Here is a 21,158-nt window from a genome sequence, read left to right on the forward strand (position 1 = left end):
ACAGTTGGATTTTTGTTGAACACAGAATTTGTGGCCGACAAAAATCCCCTGTGGGAGCGAGCCTGCTCGCGAATGCGATCTTCAGAACAGCAGAAAAATCACTTCTTCGCAGCAATCATCGCTAAAAACGCAGGCATCGCCGCTTCTTTGTCCGCCGCTATCCTCTGCACATGCGGATTCTGCTCAAGCCGCTCCAGCAACGCCTTCGCCTGCGGCATCTCCGCCAGTAAATCGATCCCGAACAGCTTCTGCCCGACCGCACAGGCCAGCGGCACGCTGTAAAGGAAGTACAAATCGGCAATACTCAAACTGTCGCCCGCCACGTACGGGGCGAATTTGCCATGCCGGCCCAGCGCCGCAAAACCCAGCAGCAATTCGGTTTTGGTTTTTTCCTTGATTGCCTCCGGCAGGGTCATGCCGAAGAACGCTTCGCCATAGCAGGCGCGTCCCGGCAGTTCGATGTACAGCTCGATTTCCTTGGCAATCGCCAACACCTGCGCGCGCTCGAACGGATCGCTCGGCAGCAGCGGCGTGCCTTTCTGGGTTTGCTCGAGGTATTCGAGGATGATCGCGGTTTCGTTGATGAAACCGGCGTCTACGCCGAGCACCGGGACCTTGCCGCGCGGGCTGATGGCCAGAGATTCCGGTGTCTGCGCCGGATAGAACGTGACCTCTTCGAACGGCAGGCCTTTTTCCAGCAGCGCCAGTTTGACCATGTTGTAGTAGTTGCTGACTGAGAATCCGTAGAGCTTGAACATCACATAGCCTCCAGGCCGTGCGGGGTGGGCAGGGCCTGTTTATAGATCGTGCAGGCGAATCGCGCCAGCAGCATCACCCCGCTGAATGCGGGTAAACTGGCGCCTTTCCATGAGGAGCCTGCCATGAGCGAGCCGACAGACATCGACAACGACGAAGAAGAGTTCACCGAGGCTACGTTGATCGAAGCCATCGAGAACCAGATCGAAAGCGACAACCCGCCAGCGGCGAGAGCGACCTTCAACAAGTTGACCCTGGTGGGCACTCCGCGCGAAGAGATCCTCAATATGATGGCGCATGTGCTGGCTTACGAGATTGACGCGATGCTCGATGAAGACCGTGCATTTGATACCGAATGGTACGAAGCGGCGCTGCGTGGATTGCCAGAGCTGCCACCCGAAAAGCAGTAAGCCCCGATCCTGTAGGAGTGAGCCTGCTCGCGATAGCGTTCTGTCAGTGAAGAATATGCTGACAGGCACTCCGCTATCGCGAGCAGGCTCACTCCTACAATGTTTGTAACGTATCCATCCAGCCAACTCCCCGGCCCCGACTACACTGGAATTCGCCTCAAGACAAAATCCCTGATCTGAGCACTGGACATGCCGCAAAAGCGGGTTCACCTTAGGGACGCTGTCGTCCAATTCCTAGAAAGTCTGGAGTCCTTATGTCGCTTACCCCTGAGTTGGTTGCCGAACTGGAAGTCCTCGCACTCTTTCCCCTGGACAGTTCCCAGGAAGGTTTGAAAATTCATCAGACCGCTGCCCCGAAACATATTTCTGCCGCCAAACGCCTCTTTGAAAAAGACCTGACGGATCAGCCTGATGGCGGTTATCTGACCAGCCTCGGTCGCGATGCCGCACAAAATGTGCAAACCGTGCTGACCATTCTGAGAGAGCAAGAAACCGCCTGATTCTCCCCGACTTCGCCCACGGGAACTCCTGCCACGGGATTTCCGCGGGCCTGCCCGGTCGTCCGCGATAGAAATCTGACGTCAAAAAACAAATTCAGCTTAAAAGTCCCGCTGCGCAAAGGCTAAACTGCCTCCCATTCCGAGACCCTCTTCGTCCGAGCTTGCGAGCCGGTTTGAGCTGACATGACGCGCACCCACGAAATCCGCCCCGACCTGGACGAAGGCATCGACCGCAAGGTACTCAGCCAGCTGCGTGCGCGCTTTCTCAAACTCAATGAAGGGCGCTTAGGTCGCGCACTGGAAGGCTTGTCGACACGCCAACAAGGCGTACTGACACTGCTTCCGCTGTTTTTCCACGTCAATCACCCGCTGCTGCCGGGTTATGTCTCGAGCAGTACGCCGGCCGGGGTATCCAATTACGAACCGGACGCCGATACACTCGCTGAAGCCCAACGCCTGACCCGCTCGTTCTCCTACAAACCGCGCCACGGCAGCAATCCACCGCGACCGATTCATGGCCTGTTTCTGATGGGCAGTCTCGGCACGCTGGCCCAGGCCGATCAGAGCGACATGGACGTGTGGGTCTGCCACGCGCCGGATCTGAGCGAAAGTGAGCTCGCCGAACTGAGCAAGAAATGTCAGCTGCTGGAAGCCTGGGCGGCGAGTCAGGGCGCCGAAGCGCATTTTTTCCTGATCGACCCGGAGCGTTTCGTCAAAGGCGAACGCGACACTCAACTCAGCTCGGAAAACTGCGGCAGCACTCAGCACTATCTGCTGCTCGACGAGTTTTATCGCACCGCAATCTGGCTGGCCGGACGTACACCGATCTGGTGGCTGGTGCCGGTTTACGAAGAAACCGCCTACGACCTTTACACCCATACCCTGCTGTCGAAGCGCTTTATCCGCGCAGACGAAACCCTGGATCTCGGCCATCTGGCGACGATTCCACCGGGAGAGTTCATCGGCGCCGGATTGTGGCAACTGTTCAAGGGCATTGAGTCACCGTACAAATCGGTACTCAAACTGCTGCTGACCGAGGTTTACGCCAGCGAACACCCGCAGGTGCGGTGCCTGAGCCTGCGTTTCAAGAAAGCCGTGTTCGCCAATCAGCTCGATCTCGATGAGCTGGATCCGTACATGGTCGTGTACCGGCGCATCGAGGAGTACCTCACTGCGCGCAACGAACCGGAACGTCTGGAACTGGTGCGCCGCGCGCTGTACCTGAAGGTCAACCGCAAGCTCACCGGCAACAGCCGCACCCAGAGCTGGCAGCGCTCGCTGCTGGAACGGCTGGCCAGCGAATGGCATTGGGATCAGCGGCAACTGACACTGCTCGACAGCCGCAGCCAGTGGAAAGTCCGCCAGGTCAGCGCCGAACGCCGCGCGCTGGTCAATGAGCTGAACTACAGCTATCGCTTCCTGACCCAGTTCGCCCGCACCGAGCAGACCGTCAGCCTGATCAACAAGCGTGATCTCAATGTGCTCGGCCGCCGGCTCTACGCAGCCTTCGAGCGCAAGGCCGACAAGGTCGAGTTCATCAACCCCGGCATCGCCCCGGATCTGGCCGAAGACACCCTGACGCTGGTGCAGTCGCGCAATAAAAAGGAGCCCGGGCAAACCCAGTGGGGCCTGTATAACGGCAGCCTCACGGCGCTGGAGTGGGAACACTTCGCGCCGATCAAGCGCAGCCGCGAATTGCTTGAATTGCTGACCTGGTGCCACCGCAACGGCGTGATCGACAGCAGCACCCGCCTGGCTTTGCATCCAGGCACCAGCGACCTGAGCGAGTTCGAGCTGTTCAACCTGCTCGGCAGCCTGCAACAGTGCATCGCCCTGCCCTTGCCTACAGTCGCCGAGGAGCCGCTGCTACGTGCCGCTGTGCCAAGCGAAGTGCTGATTCTGGTCAACGTCGGTATTGATCCGCTCAAACATCACCGCGACCTGAACATCCTGATGACCACCGAACGCACCGACTCGCTGAGTTACGCCGGCGTGCGCGAGAACCTCGTGCTGACGCTGGATCAGGTCACGCTCAACAGTTGGAACGAAGTGCTGGTCAACCGCTTTGACGGGCCGCATGCCTTGCTCGATTGCCTGCGCGATTACCTTAATAATCTGCCGCGCGGACCATTGCAGCCGACGCTAAAGGTGCGCTGTTTCTGCCACAACCGCGCGCAATTCATCGCCCGCCGCGTCGAGGAAATCATCGACACTGCGCAGAATCTGCTGCTCAGCGATTTGAATCACCGCTACCTGATCCAGGTGCAGCAGCACTATCACGTGCTGGAATTGGTGCCGGGCCAGGTCAACCACGTCGCCCTCGCCACCCTTCCGGCCCTGCTCGACTACCTCGGTGAAGAGCAGCCGCGCTACAGCCCGCTGCATCTGGATCCGATGGCGCTGGAGGATCACGACCTCGCACTGATCCTGCCGATGGGCCAGCCGGAATGTATTCAGGTGTTCTATCGGATCACCGAGCAACAGGCCGAGCTGTACGTGCTGGATGAGTTCAATGCGCTGTGGCAACAACATTTGCCTTACCACGACGAGCAGAGCCTGCTGGTGCCGTTGCAGCGCTTCCTGCAATCGATCCTGTTCCGCCGCGAAGCCGTGCTCCCGATGGACGCCGGCCCGGATGTCCGCCTCGAAACTTTGTATTACCAGTTATTGCCATCGGGCCCGCAACGCGCGCGCCGGGTCGAAGCGCGGCCGGCACCGCAGACACCCGTGAACAAGCCGTTCTACGACGTGCAGGCGATCGTCGGCAAAGCCGCACCGGGCGAAGTGCAGGTCACCCTGTATTGCAATCAACGGGAATTCAGTGAGCTGGAACATGGCGACCAGCTGTTCAGCGTGGTCGCCCGGGAAATCGTCGAGCAGCGCCGCGACAGCGAACGCTATCGCTGCTACATCACCGACCTCGACCTTTCAGGCCTGCTCGGTGACGGGCAGAGTTCAAGCAATTTGTATCTGCGCTACAAGGCTGACCTGGAGCGCGCCCTGAACGAAGCGCTCGAACAGGTCTGAGACGGGTTACTCGGGAAACGCGCCACCGTTGGCCGGTTGCGATTCGACTTCGAGCAAAGTCAGTTTGAGGGTCTTGCCACCCGGTGCCGGCCAGTCGATGTGCTGACCGACCTTCAAGCCCAGTAGCGCGCTGCCGACTGGCGCCAGGATCGAAATCTTGCCTTCATCGGCGTTGGCATCCTTGGGATAGACCAGCGTCAGGTGATAGTCCTTGCCACTGCCTTCTTCGCGGCAATGCACACGGGAATTCATCGTCACGACATCGGCGGGCACTTCATCGTGGCCGACCACGGAGTCGGCACGGTCCAGCTCGGTTTGCAGCGCAATCACGCCCGGCGCGGCCTGGTCTTTATCGTTCAGGCTGTCGATCAAGCGCTCCAGACGTTGCACGTCCAGACGGGTAAGGGTGATGGAAGGTGCGGTCATGATCCGGGCAGACTCCTTTCTTCTGCACACAAAAAAAGCAAAACCCCGCCAAAAAAAGACGGGGTTTTCACCAGGCCTCGATGGGTTGAGGCGTGTTCGGACACTATCACAGCTCAAAAAATATACAAGTCACCCACCCGGCCGGCCCCTACATTGAGGAATTGCGGCGGTCTGCGGCTTGGGCGCAGATGACCCGGCGGCGTTGATCGTCCGCCGAGCGCCATTCGCGAATATCCTCGACATGGCGGAAGCAGCCGAGGCAAACCTTCTGCTCATCCAGCCGGCACACGCCACTGCACGGCGAAGGCACCGCAGGGCTGATGTTGCTGTAGAGCGGCTTCGGAGGCCGGGCGGGAGCAGTCTCAGTCACGGAATCACAGACCTTCGAAATCGAATTCAGCGCCGGCCTGCTGCTTGACGATGCGCTCGAGCATTTCGCCCAATTGCTCTTCGCTCTTGTCACACATCCAGCGCTCGCTCTCTTCGTCGTAGTCGAAGTGGAAACCACCGGACACCGCCGCCAGCCACAGCTGACGCAGCGGCTCCTGACGGCTGAAGATCAGCTGCGAGCCGTTTTCGAACTTGACGGTCAGCACACCGGCCGAACTTTCCAGATCGATATCCAGGTCGCTCTCGTCAAAGATGTCTTCCAGTTTTTCCTGGGTTTCATCGACCAGATCGTGGAAACGGGCTTCGGACAAACTCATTGCGGCAACCTCAAAAAATGTTCTGATCAGGCTCAAGCGCCGAAAGATACGGACGCTGCCGGCCGATTGCAAAGATTAACGACCAAGCACCCTGCCCCACTCCTGACACCAAACCCTTGTAGGAGTGAGCCTGCTCGCGATAGCGGTGTGTCAGTCAGCATATAGGCATCTGACACTCCGCTATCACGAGCAGGCTCACTCCTACAGGAGATTGCGGCGGTTCGGGCAGCTTTAGGCAAGCCCCGCCGGACGGGAACCCCCTCGCATAGGCAAGCCGCCGGGTGGCCGGTATACTCCGGCGCAATTAACGCATTTTCAAGGATTTCGCCATGAAGCGCCTGATCTCTTCCCTTGCTGCGCTCGTCGCGGTCGCCTGCCTCGTTTCGGCCTGTGGTCAAAAAGGCCCGCTGTACCTGCCGGATGACGATCAGGACCCGGCCGAACAAGCCCAGTCTTCGCAGAAGCAGCCGTCCAAAGCACACAAGCACGACGTTTACCAATAAGGGATCGCCATGGACGCTTTTAACTACCGTGGCGGGGAGTTGTTCGCGGAAGGTGTGGCGCTGTCCGCCATCGCCGACCGCTTCGGCACGCCCACCTATGTCTACTCGCGCGCGCACATCGAAGCCCAGTATCTGGCTTACGCCGATGCACTGGCCGGCATGCCGCATCTGGTCTGCTTTGCGGTCAAAGCCAACTCCAACCTCGGCGTGCTGAATGTCCTGGCACGTCTGGGCGCCGGATTCGACATCGTTTCCCGTGGCGAGCTGGAACGCGTACTGGCCGCTGGCGGCAGCGCTGACAAGATCGTCTTCTCCGGTGTCGGCAAGACCCGTGACGACATGCGTCGCGCGCTGGAAGTCGGCGTGCACTGCTTCAACGTCGAGTCCACCGACGAGCTCGAGCGCCTGCAAGTGGTTGCCGCCGAACTGGGTGTTCGCGCACCGGTGTCGCTGCGTGTGAACCCGGACGTCGATGCTGGCACCCACCCGTACATTTCCACCGGTCTCAAAGAGAACAAGTTCGGCATCGCCATTGCCGACGCCGAAGACGTGTACGTGCGTGCCGCGCATCTGCCAAACCTGGAAGTAGTGGGCGTTGACTGCCACATCGGTTCGCAACTGACCACGCTGCCGCCATTCCTCGACGCACTTGATCGCCTGCTGGATCTGGTCGATCGCCTCGGCGACTGCGGCATTCACCTGCGCCACATCGATCTCGGTGGTGGTTTGGGCGTGCGTTATCGCGATGAAGAGCCGCCATTGGCTGCCGACTACATCAAAGCCGTGCGCGAGCGTCTGAACGGTCGTGATCTGGCGCTGGTGTTCGAGCCAGGCCGTTTCATCGTTGCCAACGCCGGCGTGCTGCTGACTCAGGTCGAGTACCTGAAGCACACCGAGCACAAAGACTTCGCCATCGTCGACGCGGCGATGAACGACCTGATCCGCCCGGCGCTGTATCAGGCGTGGATGGACGTTACGGCGGTCAAACCGCGTGACACCGCTGCGCGCAAATACGACATCGTTGGCCCGATCTGCGAAACCGGTGACTTCCTCGCCAAGGACCGCGAATTGGCCCTGGCCGAAGGCGATCTGCTGGCCGTGCATTCGGCCGGTGCCTACGGCTTTGTGATGAGCTCCAACTACAACACCCGTGGCCGTGCCGCTGAAGTGTTGGTAGACGGTGATCAGGTTTTTGAAGTGCGCCGCCGCGAAACCGTGGCCGAGCTGTTTGCCGGCGAAAGCCTGCTGCCGGAGTAACCCATGCTGCTGCGTTTTACTAAAATGCACGGCTTGGGCAATGACTTCATGGTTCTCGACCTGGTCAGCCAGCACGCGCACATTCAGCCAAAACACGCCAAGCAATGGGGCGATCGGCACACCGGTATCGGTTTCGACCAGTTGCTGATCGTCGAGGCGCCGAGCAACCCGGACGTGGATTTCCGTTACCGGATCTTCAATTCCGATGGCTCGGAAGTCGAGCAATGCGGCAACGGCGCGCGCTGCTTTGCGCGCTTCGTGCTCGACAAGCGTCTGACCGCCAAGCGGCAGATCCGCGTCGAGACCAAGGGCGGCATCATCGAACTGGACGTGCGTAACGACGGCCAGATCGGTGTGAACATGGGCGCTCCGCGTCTGGTGCCGGCGGACATTCCGTTCGAAGCGCCGGCGCAGGCCATCAGCTATCAGCTGGAAGTCGACGGCACCACCGTCGAACTGGCCGCCGTGTCGATGGGCAACCCGCACGCGGTATTACGCGTGCAAGACATCAACAGCGCACCGGTGCATGAACTGGGGCCGAAAATCGAACATCACCCGCGCTTCCCCGCGCGAGTGAACGTCGGTTTTCTCCAGGTCATCGACCGTAACCGCGCGCAATTGCGCGTGTGGGAACGCGGTGCCGGGGAAACCCAGGCCTGCGGTACCGGCGCGTGTGCAGCGGCTGTCGCTGCGATCAGCCAGGGGTGGATGGATTCGCCGCTATTGATCGACCTGCCCGGCGGGCGTCTGTCCATTGAATGGGCAGGCCCTGGCCAACCGGTACTGATGACCGGTCCGGCAGTGCGTGTATACGAAGGACAAGTACGTCTTTGAGTGAGCAGAAATCATGACCGATAAGCCTCAGGTACCCGCCCGACAGTCCGACGAATCAGCGTCCGAGAGCCTGGAGGCGGCAGCGGTTGCCGCATACCTCGAGGCGCATCCGGATTTCTTCGTCGAACACGAAGAACTGCTGCCCGCGATGCGCATTCCTCACCAGCGTGGTGATACCGTTTCGCTGGTCGAGCGGCAGATGACCATTCTGCGCGACCGCAACATCGAGATGCGCCACCGCCTCTCGCAGTTGATGGACGTCGCCCGCGACAACGATCGCCTGTTCGACAAGACTCGTCGCCTGATCCTCGCCCTGATGGACGCCTCCAGTCTTGAAGACGTGGTGATCAGCGTCGAAGACAGTCTGCGCCAGGACTTTCAGGTGCCTTTTGTCAGTCTGATCCTGCTCGGTGACAACCCGGCGCCGGTCGGCCGTTGGGTCAGCCACGCTGACGCCCAAGTCGCCATCGGCGGCCTGCTCACCGAAGGCAAAAGCGTCAGCGGTAGCCTGCGCGAGCATGAACTGGACTTCCTCTTCGGCGAAGAACAGCGCAAGCAGATCGGCTCCACCGCTGTGGTCGCGGTCAGCCATCAAGGCATCCATGGGATTCTGGCGATCGCCAGCCGTGATCCGCAGCACTACAAGAGTTCGGTCGGTACGCTGTTCCTCAGCTACATCGCCGAAGTCATGGGCCGCGTGCTGCCACGGGTCAACAGCTCCCTGCGCTCGGTACGCTGAGCATGGAACGGCAACTGGACGCTTACTGCGAACACCTGCGCAGTGAGCGACAGGTGTCGCCGCACACGCTGTCGGCCTACCGCCGCGACCTCGACAAAGTCCTTGGCTGGTGCGTCAAACAGAACATCGGCAGCTGGGCGGCACTGGATATTCAGCGCCTGCGCAGCCTGATCGCCCGCCTGCATGCGCAGGGCCAATCCTCGCGCAGCCTCGCTCGATTGCTCTCGGCAGTACGCGGGCTCTATCACTATCTGAATCGCGAAGGTCTTTGCAACCATGATCCGGCCACGGGTCTGGCACCGCCGAAAGGCGAGCGCCGACTGCCGAAAACCCTCGATACCGACCGTGCACTGCAACTGCTTGAAGGTGCGGTAGAGGACGATTTTCTCGCACGTCGGGATCAGGCGATTCTTGAATTGTTCTACTCCTCCGGCCTGCGCTTGTCAGAGCTGACCGGGCTTAATCTTGATCAGCTGGATCTGGCCGATGGCATGGTTCAGGTGCTCGGCAAGGGCAGCAAAACCCGTCTGTTGCCGGTGGGCAAAAAGGCCCGTGAAGCGATCGAACAATGGCTGCCGTTGCGGGCCATGACCAACCCGGCGGACGATGCCGTGTTCGTCAGCCAGCAAGGCCGGCGCCTCGGCCCGCGCGCAATTCAGGTGCGGGTCAAACTGGCCGGCGAACGCGAGCTGGGGCAAAACCTGCACCCGCACATGCTGCGCCACTCATTCGCCAGCCACCTGCTCGAATCCTCGCAGGACCTGCGCGCGGTGCAGGAACTGCTCGGCCACTCAGATATCAAGACCACGCAGATCTACACCCACCTGGACTTCCAGCACCTGGCGGCGGTCTACGACAGCGCCCACCCACGGGCCAAACGCATGAAAGGCGATGATTCATGAGCATCCAGTTGATCACCTTCGACCTCGACGACACCCTGTGGGACACCGCCCCGGTGATTGTCAGTGCCGAAGCGGTATTGCGCGAATGGCTGAGCGAACATGCGCCGAATCTGGGCGCCGTGCCGGTCGAACATTTGTGGGCGATTCGTGAGCGGGTGTTGACCAATGAGCCGGGGTTGAAACATCGCATCAGTGCGCTTCGGCGGCGGGTGTTGTTTCATGCGATGGAAGACGCCGGGTACGCCCATGGCGAGGCATCCGATCTGGCAGACAAGGGCTTTGAAGTGTTTCTGCATGCTCGGCATCAGATCGAAGTGTTCCCTGAAGTCGAGCCAGTGCTGGAGGTTCTCGCCAATCACTATGCGCTTGGCGTGGTCACCAATGGCAATGCCGATGTGCGGCGGTTGGGGTTGGCGGATTACTTCAAGTTTGCGTTGTGCGCGGAAGATATCGGCATCGCCAAACCGGATGCGCGGTTGTTCCACGAAGCGTTGCAGCGCGGTGGCGCCACGGCCGAAACCGCCGTGCACATAGGTGATCATCCGGGCGATGACATTGCCGGGGCACAGCAGGCCGGATTGCGGGCGATCTGGTTTAACCCGGCGGGTAAGGTCTGGGAGGCGGATCGCCTACCGGATGCCGAAATCCGTAGCTTGAGCGACCTGCCAGCAGTACTCGCACGCTGGAATGCCCCCTCGAACTGATCTACTACCCCCCTGTGGGAGCGAGCCTGCTCGCGAAGGCATTCTGTCATTCAATACTGATGTTGACTGACCCACCGCTTTCGCGAGCAGGCTCGCTCCCACAGGGGAATTGCGTTCACTTCGATTGCTTTATTTCACCCATGAAAAAGCCCGCAGCGACGGCGGGCTTTTTCAGCAAGCCAGCGGCACGCCTCAGATAGGGCGGCTGCCGTACTTGTTGTCCGGCTTCTTCGGCGGATCGGCGACCACGTTGGCCTCCACTTCCTGAACCTTGCCGCCACGCGACAGGAACTCTTCCATGGCCTTGGCCAGGGCGTCGCGTTCCTTGTTCTTGGCTTCAATGCTCGGCAACTCGTCTACCGACACCGCAGCCTTGGCTTTGCCTTTGGCAGCCGGGGCCGGCGTATCGTCGCCACCATCGTCGTCAGCAACGTCTTCCGCTGCTGCTTCCAGACCTTCCTCGGCCTCGTCTTCGTCGCCTACTTCGAGGTCGTCGTTTTCCAGATCATCGTCGCTCATGTTCTACCTCATGACTTGCGAAAAGCAGATTAGTTATAGACCAGCTTTGGCAACTGTCGAAAGTCGCCGTTAAAAAATCAGTAACCATTGGTGACCAACGGTTTATGCCCCTTCACCGTGCAAGGTGGCGAGGACTTTTCGGGCACCGCCATGATCACGGTGCTCGCCCAGATAAACGCCTTGCCAGGTCCCCAGTGCCAGGCGACCTGCCGAAACCGGCAGACTGATCTGGCAGCCAAGCACGCTGGCCTTGAAGTGCGCCGGGAGGTCGTCCAGGCCTTCGTCGTTATGCTCATAGCCGTCTGTTCCTTGTGGGATCAGACGATTGAAAAATCGTTCGAAGTCGCGACGTACCGCCGGATCGGCGTTCTCGTTGATGGTCAACGACGCCGAGGTATGCTGCAGCCACAAATGCAACAGACCGACCCGGCACTCCCTGAGTTCAGGCAGCCCCGCGAGTAACTCGTCCGTTACCAGATGAAAACCCCGGGGCCGTGCCCGCAGGGTTATCAGAGTCTGTTGCCACATACAGTTCTCCGCACGTTCGGGGCGCATTCTAGCGCGCTCTGGGAAAAAACAAAGGCCCTAATATTCCTGCAATCATGTAAGCCATTGGCCGCAGAAAAACGCCCGTCGTAAACACGACCAAAGCAGTACGAAAAATCCTTTCAGCTGCTCTCTGAATGACAAATTCCGGACAAAAAAATGCCCGGCGAACCGGGCAAATTTTTTAATGCGCGTACTTACAGGTTGTAGCCGCGTTCGTTGTGTTGTGCCAGATCGAGGCCGACCGACTCTTCTTCTTCGGTCACACGCAGACCCATCACAGCGTCGAGTACCTTGAGGATGATGAAGGTGACGATCGCGGTGTAGATCACCGTGAAGCCCACGCCTTTGACCTGAATCCACACTTGCGCACCGATATCGGTCACGGTGCCGAAGCCACCCAGCGCCGGCGCAGCGAAGACGCCGGTGAGGATCGCGCCGAGGATACCGCCGATACCGTGCACGCCGAACGCGTCCAGGGAATCGTCATAACCGAGTTTGCGTTTCAGGGTGGTGGCGCAGAAGAAGCACACCACGCCCGCCGCCAGACCAATCACCAGTGCGCCCATCGGGCCCACGGTGCCGGCTGCCGGAGTGATCGCTACCAGACCGGCAACCACACCCGAAGCGATGCCCAGCGCGCTTGGCTTGCCGTGGGTGACCCACTCGGCAAACATCCAGCCCAGTGCGGCGGCAGCGGTAGCGATCTGAGTGACCAGCATCGCCATGCCGGCGGTGCCGTTGGCCGCTGCAGCGGAGCCGGCGTTGAAGCCGAACCAGCCGACCCACAGCATCGCCGCACCCATCAGGGTGTAACCGAGGTTGTGCGGGGCCATCGGGGTGGTCGGGAAGCCTTTGCGCTTGCCCAATACCAGGCAGGCAATCAGACCGGCGACACCGGCGTTGATGTGCACCACGGTGCCGCCCGCGAAGTCGAGCACGCCCCAGTCCCACATCAGGCCGCCGTTGCCGGACCAGACCATGTGCGCGATCGGTGCATAAACCAGGGTGAACCAGATGCCCATGAAGATCAGCATCGCGGAGAACTTCATCCGCTCGGCGAACGCGCCGACGATCAGCGCCGGAGTGATGATCGCGAAGGTCATCTGGAAGGTGATGAACACCGCCTCAGGGAACAGAGCCGCTGGGCCGGTCAGGCTCGAAGGCGTGACACCGGCGAGGAACGCCTTGCCCATGCCGCCGAAGAACGAGTTGAAGTTGACGACGCCCTGCTCCATGCCGGTGGTGTCGAACGCAATGCTGTAGCCATAAATGACCCACAGGATGCTGATCAGACCGGTAATGGCGAAGCACTGCATCATCACGGAAAGAATGTTTTTCGAGCGAACCATGCCGCCGTAGAACAGCGCCAGGCCCGGGATGGTCATGAACAGCACAAGTGCCGTCGAGGTCAGCATCCAGGCAGTGTCGCCGGAATTAAGGACTGGGGCCGCCACTTCGTCTGCCGCCATTGCAAGGCTTGGCATTACGATGGACAACAGGGCTCCTAGCCCTGCGAATTTACGCAGAGTCATATTGTTTTCTCCTGGGGCGTTGGGGTTTGTGGCGGCGGTTAAATCGCGTCGGTATCGGTTTCGCCGGTACGGATGCGAATCGCCTGTTCCAGATTGACCACGAAGATCTTGCCGTCACCGATCTTGCCAGTGTTGGCCGCCTTGGTTATCGCCTCGATAACCCGATCCAGATCCTTGTCGTCGATGGCCACGTCGATTTTCACCTTGGGCAGAAAATCGACCACATATTCCGCGCCGCGATACAGCTCGGTGTGACCCTTCTGCCGGCCGAAGCCTTTGACTTCAGTAACGGTAATGCCCTGCACGCCGATTTCGGACAGCGACTCGCGCACGTCGTCCAACTTGAACGGCTTGATGATGGCAGTGACTAGCTTCATGAAAACTCTCTCCCGAATTGGTGGACTTGCCCCAGGAAAACAAACCCGACTCAAGTCTAAGCGCAGTGCCTGGCTTTGTAACGCATCGTCGGCCTTACCTGCCCGACTGACGCCAGCTAACCGCTGCTGACGAAACTCCCCGCTCCGTCTGCCGCACTGCATTCGTCACAGCGACTGCATCAGTGCATGGGTCGAAGGTGACTAAGCAGAAACCTTGCCATCTCGCCAAAATCCCCTGATTTCAATCCCTTGGCCGCTGCTGCAAGCCATTGCACCCAAAACGCCATCCGGATACGCACAACAACGGTGCGTCGCCGTCCATCCGCCTGCGCGAAAAGCGTGCATCCCTGACCACGAGATTGACTATAGACACTGCGTGATACACTGCCGGCCATTGTTTCCAGGACATTCACCATGCTCGCGCCCAAAGACTTCCTCGACGCCCTGAGCGGCACCGCCTCCCGCCTGTTCAACGGCGACACCCCGCTGCCGAAAGCCGAAATCGAAAGCCAGTTCAAGATGCTGCTGCAGAGTGCCTTCAGCAAACTCGACCTGGTCAGCCGTGAAGAGTTTGATAGCCAGATGGTTGTGTTGGCGCGTACTCGCGCTCGACTTGAGAGTCTCGAAGCCAAAGTCGCCGAGATGGAAGCCAAGCTGACACCGCCCGCTGAATAATCCGCGCCCCCTGTAGGAGCTGCCGAAGGCTGCGATCTTTTGATCTCCAGCCCTTCAACCATCCCGGCAACGTCCTACAACCTGCACCACCGCCGTCCGATTGCGCCGAAAAGCCCAGGTTTCTAAGCTCACCCGATGCTGAATGTTCAGCACCGGGTTTGGCGACCCGAACAGCTTAAGGCGCACGACAACCATGATGGCGGCTACATTTACCGCCACATCGTTTCATGGCGGTTGTGCGTGGGAGACCTTCGGGTCTGCCGGGTTCCTTTTGCTCCGGTTCGCCAACCCGCGTACAACTGCCACCCAATCGTTTGGCGACGATTGAGGGCAGCCCCTTAAGCAAGAGGAACTGTTCAATGAATCAAGAAGAGACTTATCTAAGCCCGCACATCTTCACCCGCCACAAACTCCCCCTCCACGCCCTCCTCATCCAGAACCAACCCTGGTTCTGCGCCCGAGACCTGAGTCGCCTGCTGCACATCTACCTCAACGAACGCATGCTGCGAAAACTCGACCCCGACCAATACCAAACCCGCAAAACCCTGATCCACAAGCAGATCGAAAACACCCTGCTGATCAGCGAATCCGGCATCTACGCCCTCCTCGTCTACCACTACTGCCCCGAATACCGGGCACTGCGCGAATGGATCACCCACCAGGTCATCCCTACCCTGCGCGACGCCCAACATCCCAGCACAAGCGAACGTCCACACCTGAGCCTGCTCAGTTGGCCGAACATGACGTTGAGTTTGTTGCACTGGAATAACCAGCCGTGGATACGGTTACACGATGTGCCGGAGATGATGGTGGAACGGGAACAGACCAAGCGCCCAATGACGGGGCCATGGTGGAAAAGGGCTTCGCGGATGCTGCAATCGCTATAAACCCGCATGCCGGAGCTGGGCACTGCGCAAATCGTAAGTCGACTGAAGATTCATCCAGAACTCAGGCGTAGTGTTGAGATGAGTGGCAAGGCTGATTGCCAGATCGGCGCAGATCCTGAGCTGGCATTTCACAAGCTTTTCTATCTCACTTTCGGGACAGTTCGTGGGCATGGCCAGATCCATGACAGTCATGCCCAACGGCTCCATGAATTACTTACTCAGAACCTCGCCCGGATGAATCGGGCGCATACCATTGCGGTCCATTTTTCGCCTCCAGAGGCTGCGTTGAGTGACCAAACTGGAGCATCCGACTCCTGGATACAAGACCTTCACACCCCTTTCGCCGGCGTCCTACAACTATTAGGGCATGGCCCTACTAACATCAGCGTCTGCGCCTGATTACGCGACTTTTCCTCCTTGTACTACGGTGGCCAACAAAGCATCTGTCACCCAAAAAACGAGGCCTCAATGAAAGACAAAAAGAGAAGGGCAAAGCTAGAAGAGATTGTTGGATATCACGCTGAAGCACTTCGGTTAGCCGGAGGTATTTCAGCCAATCAGCGTCATTTTATTGAGGTAGCGGCCAAGTACGGTAAAGAACTCGAACCGGATGGTTGGCTGGCCGGGGGAGGAAGCCAAGTAAGAAATCTCGAAGAAGAAAACTAATGTGGCGCCTCTACTGAACGTGGAAGGGCACCTTGGCAACATCCAGTGAAGGTTTGCCCTCGGATCCGTGTCGCCTGGATTCGCTCTCCCAACTACCCTTCAAAAACCCGCAGGAAGCGGCTCCCCGATTCAGCTCAAGGAACGACCATGTCCCTCTCCATCGTCCACAGCCGCGCCCAGATAGGCGTGGAAGCCCCCGCTGTCACCGTCGAAGTCCATCTGGCCAACGGCCTGCCGTCGCTGACCATGGTCGGCCTGCCCGAGGCGGCGGTGAAGGAGAGCAAGGATCGGGTGCGCAGCGCCATCATCAATTCCGGGCTGCAGTTTCCGGCGCGGCGGATCACCTTGAATCTGGCGCCGGCGGATCTGCCCAAGGATGGCGGGCGGTTTGATCTGGCGATTGCCTTGGGGATTCTGTCGGCGAGTGTGCAGGTGCCGTGTCTGACGCTGGACGATGTGGAATGTCTGGGTGAGTTGGCGTTGTCCGGCGCAGTAAGGGCGGTGCGCGGGGTGTTGCCGGCAGCGTTGGCCGCGCGCAAGGCGGGTCGTGCGCTGGTGGTGCCGCGGGCGAATGCCGAGGAGGCGTGCCTGGCTTCGGGGTTGAAGGTGTTTGCGGTGGATCATTTGCTGGAGGCGGTGGCGCATTTCAATGGGCATACGCCGGTTGAGCCCTATGTATCAGACGGGTTGATGCATGCCAGCAAGCCTTATCCCGACTTGAATGAAGTGCAGGGGCAAGTGGCGGCGAAACGAGCGCTGCTGATTGCTGCTGCGGGCGCCCATAACTTGCTGTTCAGCGGGCCGCCTGGGACGGGTAAGACATTGTTGGCGAGTCGCCTGCCGGGGCTGTTGCCGCCGCTGGCCGAGAGTGAAGCACTGGAGGTGGCGGCGATTCAGTCCGTCGCCAGTGGCGCACCGCTGACCCATTGGCCGCAGCGTCCCTTCCGTCAACCGCACCACTCGGCATCCGGGCCGGCACTGGTCGGCGGCAGCTCAAAACCGCAACCTGGCGAAATCACCCTCGCCCACCATGGTGTGCTGTTTCTCGATGAGTTGCCGGAATTTGATCGCAAGGTTCTGGAGGTTTTACGGGAGCCTTTGGAGTCGGGATTCATCGTGATAGCCCGGGCCAAGGATCGCGTACGTTTTCCGGCACGCTTCCAGTTGGTGGCGGCGATGAATCCCTGCCCTTGTGGATATCTTGGCGAGCCCAGCGGCAAGTGCTCGTGCACACCGGACATGGTGCAGCGCTATCGCAACAAGCTATCGGGGCCGTTGCTGGATCGGATTGATCTGCACCTGACGGTGGCGCGGGAGGCGACGGCGTTGAATCCGGCAATTAAACCCGGCGAGGACAGCGCCAGCGCCGCAGCACTGGTAGCCGAGGCTCGCGAACGACAGCAAAAGCGTCAAGGCTGCGCCAACGCGTTTCTCGATCTGCCAGGACTGAAAAAACACTGCAAGTTATCCACAACCGATGAGAATTGGTTGGAGTCAGCCTGTGAACGCCTGACGCTTTCGCTGCGCTCGGCCCATCGCCTGCTCAAAGTCGCCCGCACCCTGGCAGACCTTGAGCAAGCCGATTCAATCAAACGCGAACACTTGGCCGAGGCGTTGCAATATCGGCCGGCGACACCTTAATGCTCGGTCAGATCCACCAACGGCGTCTGCCGCACTTCGGTGTCGCGCCCGGCCTGAATCTCGGTCACGCGCTTCAACGCGTTATCCACAGCCCCCTTGTCCGCAAGCAGGCTGTAGCTGATCTGGAACTGTTTGTGTTCCTTGGGTGCAATGGTCGGCACCAGATTCAGCGGACGCTGATAGCGGCGGTTGTAGGAAAAACTGGTGCCCGGCTCCAGCCCCGTGACATAGCCCTGCCCTTGGGTGTCAGTATTTTTCCACAGGGAGAACACCGGCAACTGCTGGGTATTGAAGCCAACAGAAACACCGAGGCTGCCGGCCTTATTGTGCAAAACAGTCAGGGTTTCGCCTTTGGCGTCGGCATAGGGCACGACGTTGTAGACGGTTTCGTCGTAGTCCTTGGTAGGCGCGCGGTAAGTCTGCCAGTCAGCCAGATCACCCTTGGCCTTGTCGTTGAACGGCGACACCTGTTTTACCGGCGCAGCAAATCGTGCGCCTTGCTCGAGGAACGGCGTACTGAAGTTGCTGTGATACAGCGCCTGGTATTCCTTCGGATAATCGCCGTTGTTGGTCAGCGTATCGTTGAGTGCAAAGCGCACGCTGCCAGGTTCGGTGACCAGTTCAGTGACGACCGAGAAATCGACTTTCTTGAAGGCTTGCTCTTTCAGCTCGCCGCGCAGACTGATGGCGTAGGGCGGCTTTTCGTCGATGTGCAGCGTGACGGTACTGGCCGGGATGTTGGCGGCGCGTCCGTGCAAGGTCAGCAATTCACCATTGTCCATACCGGGATGGCCGACCCACTCGTAACCGCAGCGGGTCACCAGCTCGTTGAAACCTTCCAGCCAGCCCAGCCCACCGCGTCCGTTAAGTTCAATGAAGGCTGGGTTGACCACGTCCTTGACCGGCGAATCCCAACCCATGCGTACATTGCCAACAGAAGCTTGCAAGACATTCATGCCTCGGGTTGGCACCACCGAGAGTTTCATCGTGCCGTTATCGATATCAACAATGCTGACGCCTTCCTGCCGCCCACCGTGCAAGGTACGCAGGCTTACGGAGAAGGGTTTGTCGGTTTTCACACCGATCTGCTCACTGGTGATGCTCCAGTTTTCTGCGGGCTTGTTGGTATCGAGAAGGACGTAATCCCAGGCCATGGCATGGGAAGCAGCAGCGAATGCGCCGAGGGCGACGGCGAGTTTGAGCGGGGTCATGGCAGCAGCCTTTATTGGAGTTGTGCCATTTTTATAGCGCTGCGGAAACGTTTCAGCAAGTGTATTAGATCGACAGATTGCATGTTCTGCCGAAGATCTTCAGTGATGCAATCGCAAGCAGGCTCGCTCCCACACGGGATCCGGGTCTTCACAAAATCTGTGAATCACACCGAACACTGTGGGAGCGAGCCTGCTCGCGAAAGCTATTTCAAAGGCGCATCAACGAAAGCGATCAACCTCGGAACGCAAATCCGCCGCCAGCTTCTCAAGCTCCTTGGCGGTAACAGCCAGGTTCGACACAACCTCACGCTGCTCACTGTTGGCCAGTGCGATGCTCTGCAAATTACTGCTCAACAACGTCGCAGTGCTGCTCTGCTCCTGAGTCGCCGTGGTGATCGCGGCAAACTGCTGCCCCGCCGAACGGCTCTGCTCGTCAATACGCGCCAGCGCCGACGCCACGTTGGCGTTGCGCGACAAGCCTTCCTGCATCAGCACATTGCCCTGCTCCATGGTGCTGATGGCGTTGCCGGTTTCCTGCTGGATGCTGTGGATCATGCTGGAAATTTCATCAGTCGCCTGGCGGGTACGCGAGGCCAGGCTGCGCACTTCATCGGCTACCACGGCAAAGCCGCGACCTTGTTCGCCGGCACGGGCCGCTTCAATCGCAGCGTTGAGTGCCAACAGGTTGGTCTGCTCGGCGATCGAGGTGATCACACCGACGATGCCGCCGATTTCCTGCGAACGCTGACCGAGGGTGTTGATCACGCTGGCGGTGCTGTTCAGGGCGCCAGCGATTTGCTCCAGCGAGGACGACGCTTCTTCCATCGAGCTGCGGCCAATCTGGGTTTGCTGGGCGTTTTCCTGCGCCAGACGCTGGGTCGCGCCCATGTTGTCGGCAATGTTCAGCGAGGTCGCGCTGAACTCTTCCACTGCGCCGGCCATACTGGTGATTTCGCCGGACTGTTGCTCCATGCCTTCATAGGCACCGCCGGACAAACCGGACAGGGCCTGGGCACGGCTGTTGACCTCTTCCGAGGAGCGACGAATGTGCTCGACCATGGTCGACAGCGCTTGGCTCATCTGGTTGAACGCGCGAGACAGCTGACCGATTTCGTCGTTGCTCGACACGTTCAGGCGCACGCTCAGATCGCCGGCGCCCAAGGCTTCCGCCTGACGGACGAGATCGCTCAGTGGCGCCAGTTTGCTACGCAGCAACCAGACCACGGAACCGACCGCCAGCAGCATCGCCAACAGACTGCCGATCGCCAGTTGCGTACCGACGCTCCACGTCACTGCGCGGATTTCGGCTTTCGGCATGCTTGCTACCACCGACCACGGGCCACCATCAAACGGCACCGCGACGCTGTAGAAATCTTCGGAGTTGTCGCCCCAGAACTGACCTTTGCCCGGCGATTTCGCCAGATCCTTGATCACTGGAATCGCTTGATCCAACGCCTGCACACCTGCCGGTGCAACCAGCCATTTGCTCTGCTCATCGAGCAGCGCCAGCGAGCCGGTCTGGCCAATGCGGAAGCGCTTGAGGTTGTCGAACTGGGCGTTTTGAGCATCGGTGTAATCGAAGCCGACGAACAGCACCGCAATCACCTTGCCGCTGCCATCGCGCACCGGGGTGTATTGGGTCATGTAGGAACGATCGAACAGCAACGCGCGGCCGACATAGCTCTGCCCCGCCATCAACTTCGCGTACGCCGGGTGCGCGTGGTCAAGCAAGGTGCCAATGGCGCGAGTGCCGTCCTGCTTGGTCAGCGAGGTGCTGACCCGTACGAAGTCTTCGCCGCTGCGCACGAACAGTGTGGCGACGCCGGCGGTCATCTGCTTGAACTCGTCGACTTCCTTGAAGTTGTTGTTCAACACTTCGCTGCCCAGGTGCAGGCCCGGGGTCTGGGTGCCGGCCACCGTCACCGGTTCACTCGGGTGAATGCTCAGACCCGCGCTGAAGCGCTTTTCGAACAACCCGCTGAGCCGCTGGGTGCTTTCACGCAGCGTGCCGTGAAAGGTGCTCAGTTGGTCGGCCAGCAGCCGCGCCTCACTGGCCAGATGCTCTTCACGGGTAGCGAGGTTGGCGGAATCCAGCGAACGCAGGGCGAACACCGTACTGCCACTGATGACTATCGCCAGTATCACGGCGAGGGCGAGGCCTAACTGTGAGGCGATCCGAGCGCGAGGTTGAGACATGACAGCTCCTGGCCGAACTTTCCGATCCTCCTTGATCGCAGCTCGGATAATTTTTAATAGTGGGGGTGAATCGTGGATACCGGCACGACGGTTCCACATGCACGTATTCGGCGGTAAAGCCGAATACTTGAGCGAGCAGC

24 protein-coding genes are annotated in these 21,158 nt (G+C 59.7%); 13 read left to right on the forward strand and 11 right to left on the reverse strand.

What is annotated here, in order from left to right; translation table 11 throughout:
- Positions 1 to 98: 98 nt before the first annotated feature.
- On the reverse strand, positions 99 to 758 hold the full coding sequence (locus AB4N44_RS16260) for a glutathione S-transferase family protein (RefSeq protein WP_150749826.1): 660 nt from the start codon (positions 756 to 758) through the stop codon (positions 99 to 101).
- 123 nt (positions 759 to 881) lie between these two features.
- On the opposite strand from AB4N44_RS16260, the gene AB4N44_RS16265 reads away from it, so the two are divergent.
- The 3 genes from AB4N44_RS16265 to AB4N44_RS16275 all read left to right on the forward strand — a co-directional run bounded on the left by AB4N44_RS16265 (position 882) and on the right by AB4N44_RS16275 (position 4,693).
- Positions 882 to 1,166 carry a hypothetical protein gene (locus AB4N44_RS16265; protein WP_460108449.1) on the forward strand — a complete coding sequence of 95 codons (285 nt, stop codon included), beginning with the start codon at positions 882 to 884 and terminating at the stop codon, positions 1,164 to 1,166.
- A gap of 254 nt (positions 1,167 to 1,420) precedes the next feature.
- Positions 1,421 to 1,666: a TIGR02647 family protein gene (locus AB4N44_RS16270; RefSeq protein WP_008084565.1), complete on the forward strand. Its 246-nt coding sequence runs from the start codon at positions 1,421 to 1,423 to the stop codon at positions 1,664 to 1,666.
- A gap of 183 nt (positions 1,667 to 1,849) precedes the next feature.
- Positions 1,850 to 4,693, forward strand: coding sequence for a class I adenylate cyclase (locus AB4N44_RS16275; RefSeq protein ID WP_460108448.1), 2,844 nt, complete (start codon positions 1,850 to 1,852; stop codon positions 4,691 to 4,693).
- A gap of 6 nt (positions 4,694 to 4,699) precedes the next feature.
- On the opposite strand, the gene rnk is transcribed toward AB4N44_RS16275, so the two are convergent.
- The 3 genes from rnk to cyaY form a co-directional block, all read right to left on the reverse strand.
- Positions 4,700 to 5,119: a nucleoside diphosphate kinase regulator gene (rnk, locus tag AB4N44_RS16280; protein WP_150776009.1), complete on the reverse strand. Its 420-nt coding sequence runs from the start codon at positions 5,117 to 5,119 to the stop codon at positions 4,700 to 4,702.
- Positions 5,120 to 5,267: 148 nt separating this feature from the next.
- Positions 5,268 to 5,489 carry a DUF1289 domain-containing protein gene (locus tag AB4N44_RS16285; protein ID WP_150776008.1) on the reverse strand — a complete coding sequence of 74 codons (222 nt, stop codon included), beginning with the start codon at positions 5,487 to 5,489 and terminating at the stop codon, positions 5,268 to 5,270.
- Positions 5,490 to 5,493: 4 nt separating this feature from the next.
- On the reverse strand, positions 5,494 to 5,826 hold the full coding sequence (gene cyaY / locus AB4N44_RS16290; protein ID WP_077575013.1) for an iron donor protein CyaY: 333 nt from the start codon (positions 5,824 to 5,826) through the stop codon (positions 5,494 to 5,496).
- Between the two features lie 329 nt (positions 5,827 to 6,155).
- Here cyaY and lptM point away from each other — a divergent pair, with 329 nt between their 5' ends.
- Genes lptM through AB4N44_RS16320 form a run of 6 tightly spaced genes read left to right on the forward strand, consistent with a single transcriptional unit; the run spans position 6,156 to position 10,765 of the window.
- Positions 6,156 to 6,329: an LPS translocon maturation chaperone LptM gene (gene lptM / locus AB4N44_RS16295; protein WP_007911098.1), complete on the forward strand. Its 174-nt coding sequence runs from the start codon at positions 6,156 to 6,158 to the stop codon at positions 6,327 to 6,329.
- A gap of 9 nt (positions 6,330 to 6,338) precedes the next feature.
- Positions 6,339 to 7,586 (forward strand): diaminopimelate decarboxylase, encoded by a 1,248-nt coding sequence (gene lysA, locus AB4N44_RS16300; protein WP_064389521.1) that lies wholly within the window; start codon positions 6,339 to 6,341, stop codon positions 7,584 to 7,586.
- Positions 7,587 to 7,589: 3 nt separating this feature from the next.
- On the forward strand, positions 7,590 to 8,420 hold the full coding sequence (gene dapF / locus AB4N44_RS16305; RefSeq protein ID WP_008084573.1) for a diaminopimelate epimerase: 831 nt from the start codon (positions 7,590 to 7,592) through the stop codon (positions 8,418 to 8,420).
- Positions 8,421 to 8,433: 13 nt separating this feature from the next.
- A complete protein-coding gene (locus AB4N44_RS16310; RefSeq protein ID WP_127930209.1) occupies positions 8,434 to 9,159 on the forward strand; it encodes a DUF484 family protein in 726 nt (241 codons plus the stop codon).
- A gap of 2 nt (positions 9,160 to 9,161) precedes the next feature.
- Positions 9,162 to 10,061: a tyrosine recombinase XerC gene (gene xerC, locus AB4N44_RS16315; protein ID WP_160042307.1), complete on the forward strand. Its 900-nt coding sequence runs from the start codon at positions 9,162 to 9,164 to the stop codon at positions 10,059 to 10,061.
- Complete coding sequence (locus AB4N44_RS16320) at positions 10,058 to 10,765, forward strand: HAD family hydrolase (protein ID WP_160042309.1); 708 nt, start codon at positions 10,058 to 10,060, stop codon at positions 10,763 to 10,765. The genes xerC and AB4N44_RS16320 overlap by 4 nt, the downstream gene beginning before the upstream one ends.
- A gap of 192 nt (positions 10,766 to 10,957) precedes the next feature.
- Here AB4N44_RS16320 and sutA read toward each other — a convergent pair whose 3' ends face one another.
- The 4 genes from sutA to glnK form a co-directional block, all read right to left on the reverse strand.
- Positions 10,958 to 11,284 carry a transcriptional regulator SutA gene (sutA, locus tag AB4N44_RS16325; protein ID WP_007920420.1) on the reverse strand — a complete coding sequence of 109 codons (327 nt, stop codon included), beginning with the start codon at positions 11,282 to 11,284 and terminating at the stop codon, positions 10,958 to 10,960.
- 102 nt (positions 11,285 to 11,386) lie between these two features.
- Positions 11,387 to 11,812 (reverse strand): secondary thiamine-phosphate synthase enzyme YjbQ, encoded by a 426-nt coding sequence (locus AB4N44_RS16330; protein WP_007920418.1) that lies wholly within the window; start codon positions 11,810 to 11,812, stop codon positions 11,387 to 11,389.
- A gap of 215 nt (positions 11,813 to 12,027) precedes the next feature.
- Entirely contained in the window at positions 12,028 to 13,365 is a 1,338-nt protein-coding gene (locus AB4N44_RS16335; RefSeq protein ID WP_007920417.1) for an ammonium transporter, read from the reverse strand.
- Positions 13,366 to 13,403: 38 nt separating this feature from the next.
- Positions 13,404 to 13,742: a P-II family nitrogen regulator gene (gene glnK / locus AB4N44_RS16340; RefSeq protein WP_002555808.1), complete on the reverse strand. Its 339-nt coding sequence runs from the start codon at positions 13,740 to 13,742 to the stop codon at positions 13,404 to 13,406.
- 414 nt (positions 13,743 to 14,156) lie between these two features.
- On the opposite strand from glnK, the gene AB4N44_RS16345 reads away from it, so the two are divergent.
- Together AB4N44_RS16345 and AB4N44_RS16350 are read left to right on the forward strand one after the other, a co-directional pair.
- Positions 14,157 to 14,417 (forward strand): accessory factor UbiK family protein, encoded by a 261-nt coding sequence (locus AB4N44_RS16345; RefSeq protein WP_008086041.1) that lies wholly within the window; start codon positions 14,157 to 14,159, stop codon positions 14,415 to 14,417.
- A gap of 359 nt (positions 14,418 to 14,776) precedes the next feature.
- Positions 14,777 to 15,304, forward strand: a complete 528-nt coding sequence (locus AB4N44_RS16350; protein WP_460108440.1) for a BRO-N domain-containing protein — start codon at positions 14,777 to 14,779, stop codon at positions 15,302 to 15,304.
- Here the strand turns inward: AB4N44_RS16350 and AB4N44_RS16355 are convergent.
- Positions 15,299 to 15,496, reverse strand: coding sequence for a HigA family addiction module antitoxin (locus AB4N44_RS16355; protein WP_460158115.1), 198 nt, complete (start codon positions 15,494 to 15,496; stop codon positions 15,299 to 15,301). The two genes, AB4N44_RS16350 and AB4N44_RS16355, sit on opposite strands and share 6 nt — an antisense overlap.
- A 276-nt stretch (positions 15,497 to 15,772) precedes the next feature.
- On the opposite strand from AB4N44_RS16355, the gene AB4N44_RS16360 reads away from it, so the two are divergent.
- Both AB4N44_RS16360 and AB4N44_RS16365 read left to right on the forward strand, forming a co-directional pair.
- Positions 15,773 to 15,970 (forward strand): hypothetical protein, encoded by a 198-nt coding sequence (locus tag AB4N44_RS16360; RefSeq protein WP_160042313.1) that lies wholly within the window; start codon positions 15,773 to 15,775, stop codon positions 15,968 to 15,970.
- Between the two features lie 147 nt (positions 15,971 to 16,117).
- Positions 16,118 to 17,611, forward strand: a complete 1,494-nt coding sequence (locus AB4N44_RS16365) for a YifB family Mg chelatase-like AAA ATPase (protein ID WP_095113231.1) — start codon at positions 16,118 to 16,120, stop codon at positions 17,609 to 17,611.
- Here AB4N44_RS16365 and AB4N44_RS16370 read toward each other — a convergent pair.
- Together AB4N44_RS16370 and AB4N44_RS16375 are read right to left on the reverse strand one after the other, a co-directional pair.
- Positions 17,608 to 18,822 (reverse strand): aldose 1-epimerase family protein, encoded by a 1,215-nt coding sequence (locus AB4N44_RS16370; RefSeq protein ID WP_460108434.1) that lies wholly within the window; start codon positions 18,820 to 18,822, stop codon positions 17,608 to 17,610. The genes AB4N44_RS16365 and AB4N44_RS16370 overlap by 4 nt on opposite strands.
- A gap of 219 nt (positions 18,823 to 19,041) precedes the next feature.
- A complete protein-coding gene (locus AB4N44_RS16375) occupies positions 19,042 to 21,018 on the reverse strand; it encodes a methyl-accepting chemotaxis protein (protein WP_150749836.1) in 1,977 nt (658 codons plus the stop codon).
- Positions 21,019 to 21,158 lie beyond the last annotated feature (140 nt).

This window comes from Pseudomonas sp. S3_C06 (assembly GCF_054667675.1).

Coding starts and splice junctions, on each gene's coding strand:
- AB4N44_RS16265 (WP_460108449.1), top strand. CDS start 882: ATGAGCGAGCCGACAGACATCGACAACGACGAAGAAGAGTTCACCGAG.
- AB4N44_RS16375 (WP_150749836.1), bottom strand. CDS start 21,018: ATGTCTCAACCTCGCGCTCGGATCGCCTCACAGTTAGGCCTCGCCCTC.
- lysA (WP_064389521.1), top strand. CDS start 6,339: ATGGACGCTTTTAACTACCGTGGCGGGGAGTTGTTCGCGGAAGGTGTG.
- AB4N44_RS16330 (WP_007920418.1), bottom strand. CDS start 11,812: ATGTGGCAACAGACTCTGATAACCCTGCGGGCACGGCCCCGGGGTTTT.
- AB4N44_RS16360 (WP_160042313.1), top strand. CDS start 15,773: ATGAAAGACAAAAAGAGAAGGGCAAAGCTAGAAGAGATTGTTGGATAT.
- glnK (WP_002555808.1), bottom strand. CDS start 13,742: ATGAAGCTAGTCACTGCCATCATCAAGCCGTTCAAGTTGGACGACGTG.
- lptM (WP_007911098.1), top strand. CDS start 6,156: ATGAAGCGCCTGATCTCTTCCCTTGCTGCGCTCGTCGCGGTCGCCTGC.
- AB4N44_RS16310 (WP_127930209.1), top strand. CDS start 8,434: ATGACCGATAAGCCTCAGGTACCCGCCCGACAGTCCGACGAATCAGCG.
- sutA (WP_007920420.1), bottom strand. CDS start 11,284: ATGAGCGACGATGATCTGGAAAACGACGACCTCGAAGTAGGCGACGAA.
- AB4N44_RS16320 (WP_160042309.1), top strand. CDS start 10,058: ATGAGCATCCAGTTGATCACCTTCGACCTCGACGACACCCTGTGGGAC.
- rnk (WP_150776009.1), bottom strand. CDS start 5,119: ATGACCGCACCTTCCATCACCCTTACCCGTCTGGACGTGCAACGTCTG.
- AB4N44_RS16350 (WP_460108440.1), top strand. CDS start 14,777: ATGAATCAAGAAGAGACTTATCTAAGCCCGCACATCTTCACCCGCCAC.
- AB4N44_RS16275 (WP_460108448.1), top strand. CDS start 1,850: ATGACGCGCACCCACGAAATCCGCCCCGACCTGGACGAAGGCATCGAC.
- AB4N44_RS16365 (WP_095113231.1), top strand. CDS start 16,118: ATGTCCCTCTCCATCGTCCACAGCCGCGCCCAGATAGGCGTGGAAGCC.
- AB4N44_RS16260 (WP_150749826.1), bottom strand. CDS start 758: ATGTTCAAGCTCTACGGATTCTCAGTCAGCAACTACTACAACATGGTC.
- dapF (WP_008084573.1), top strand. CDS start 7,590: ATGCTGCTGCGTTTTACTAAAATGCACGGCTTGGGCAATGACTTCATG.
- AB4N44_RS16270 (WP_008084565.1), top strand. CDS start 1,421: ATGTCGCTTACCCCTGAGTTGGTTGCCGAACTGGAAGTCCTCGCACTC.
- xerC (WP_160042307.1), top strand. CDS start 9,162: ATGGAACGGCAACTGGACGCTTACTGCGAACACCTGCGCAGTGAGCGA.
- cyaY (WP_077575013.1), bottom strand. CDS start 5,826: ATGAGTTTGTCCGAAGCCCGTTTCCACGATCTGGTCGATGAAACCCAG.
- AB4N44_RS16335 (WP_007920417.1), bottom strand. CDS start 13,365: ATGACTCTGCGTAAATTCGCAGGGCTAGGAGCCCTGTTGTCCATCGTA.
- AB4N44_RS16370 (WP_460108434.1), bottom strand. CDS start 18,822: ATGACCCCGCTCAAACTCGCCGTCGCCCTCGGCGCATTCGCTGCTGCT.
- AB4N44_RS16355 (WP_460158115.1), bottom strand. CDS start 15,496: ATGACTGTCATGGATCTGGCCATGCCCACGAACTGTCCCGAAAGTGAG.
- AB4N44_RS16345 (WP_008086041.1), top strand. CDS start 14,157: ATGCTCGCGCCCAAAGACTTCCTCGACGCCCTGAGCGGCACCGCCTCC.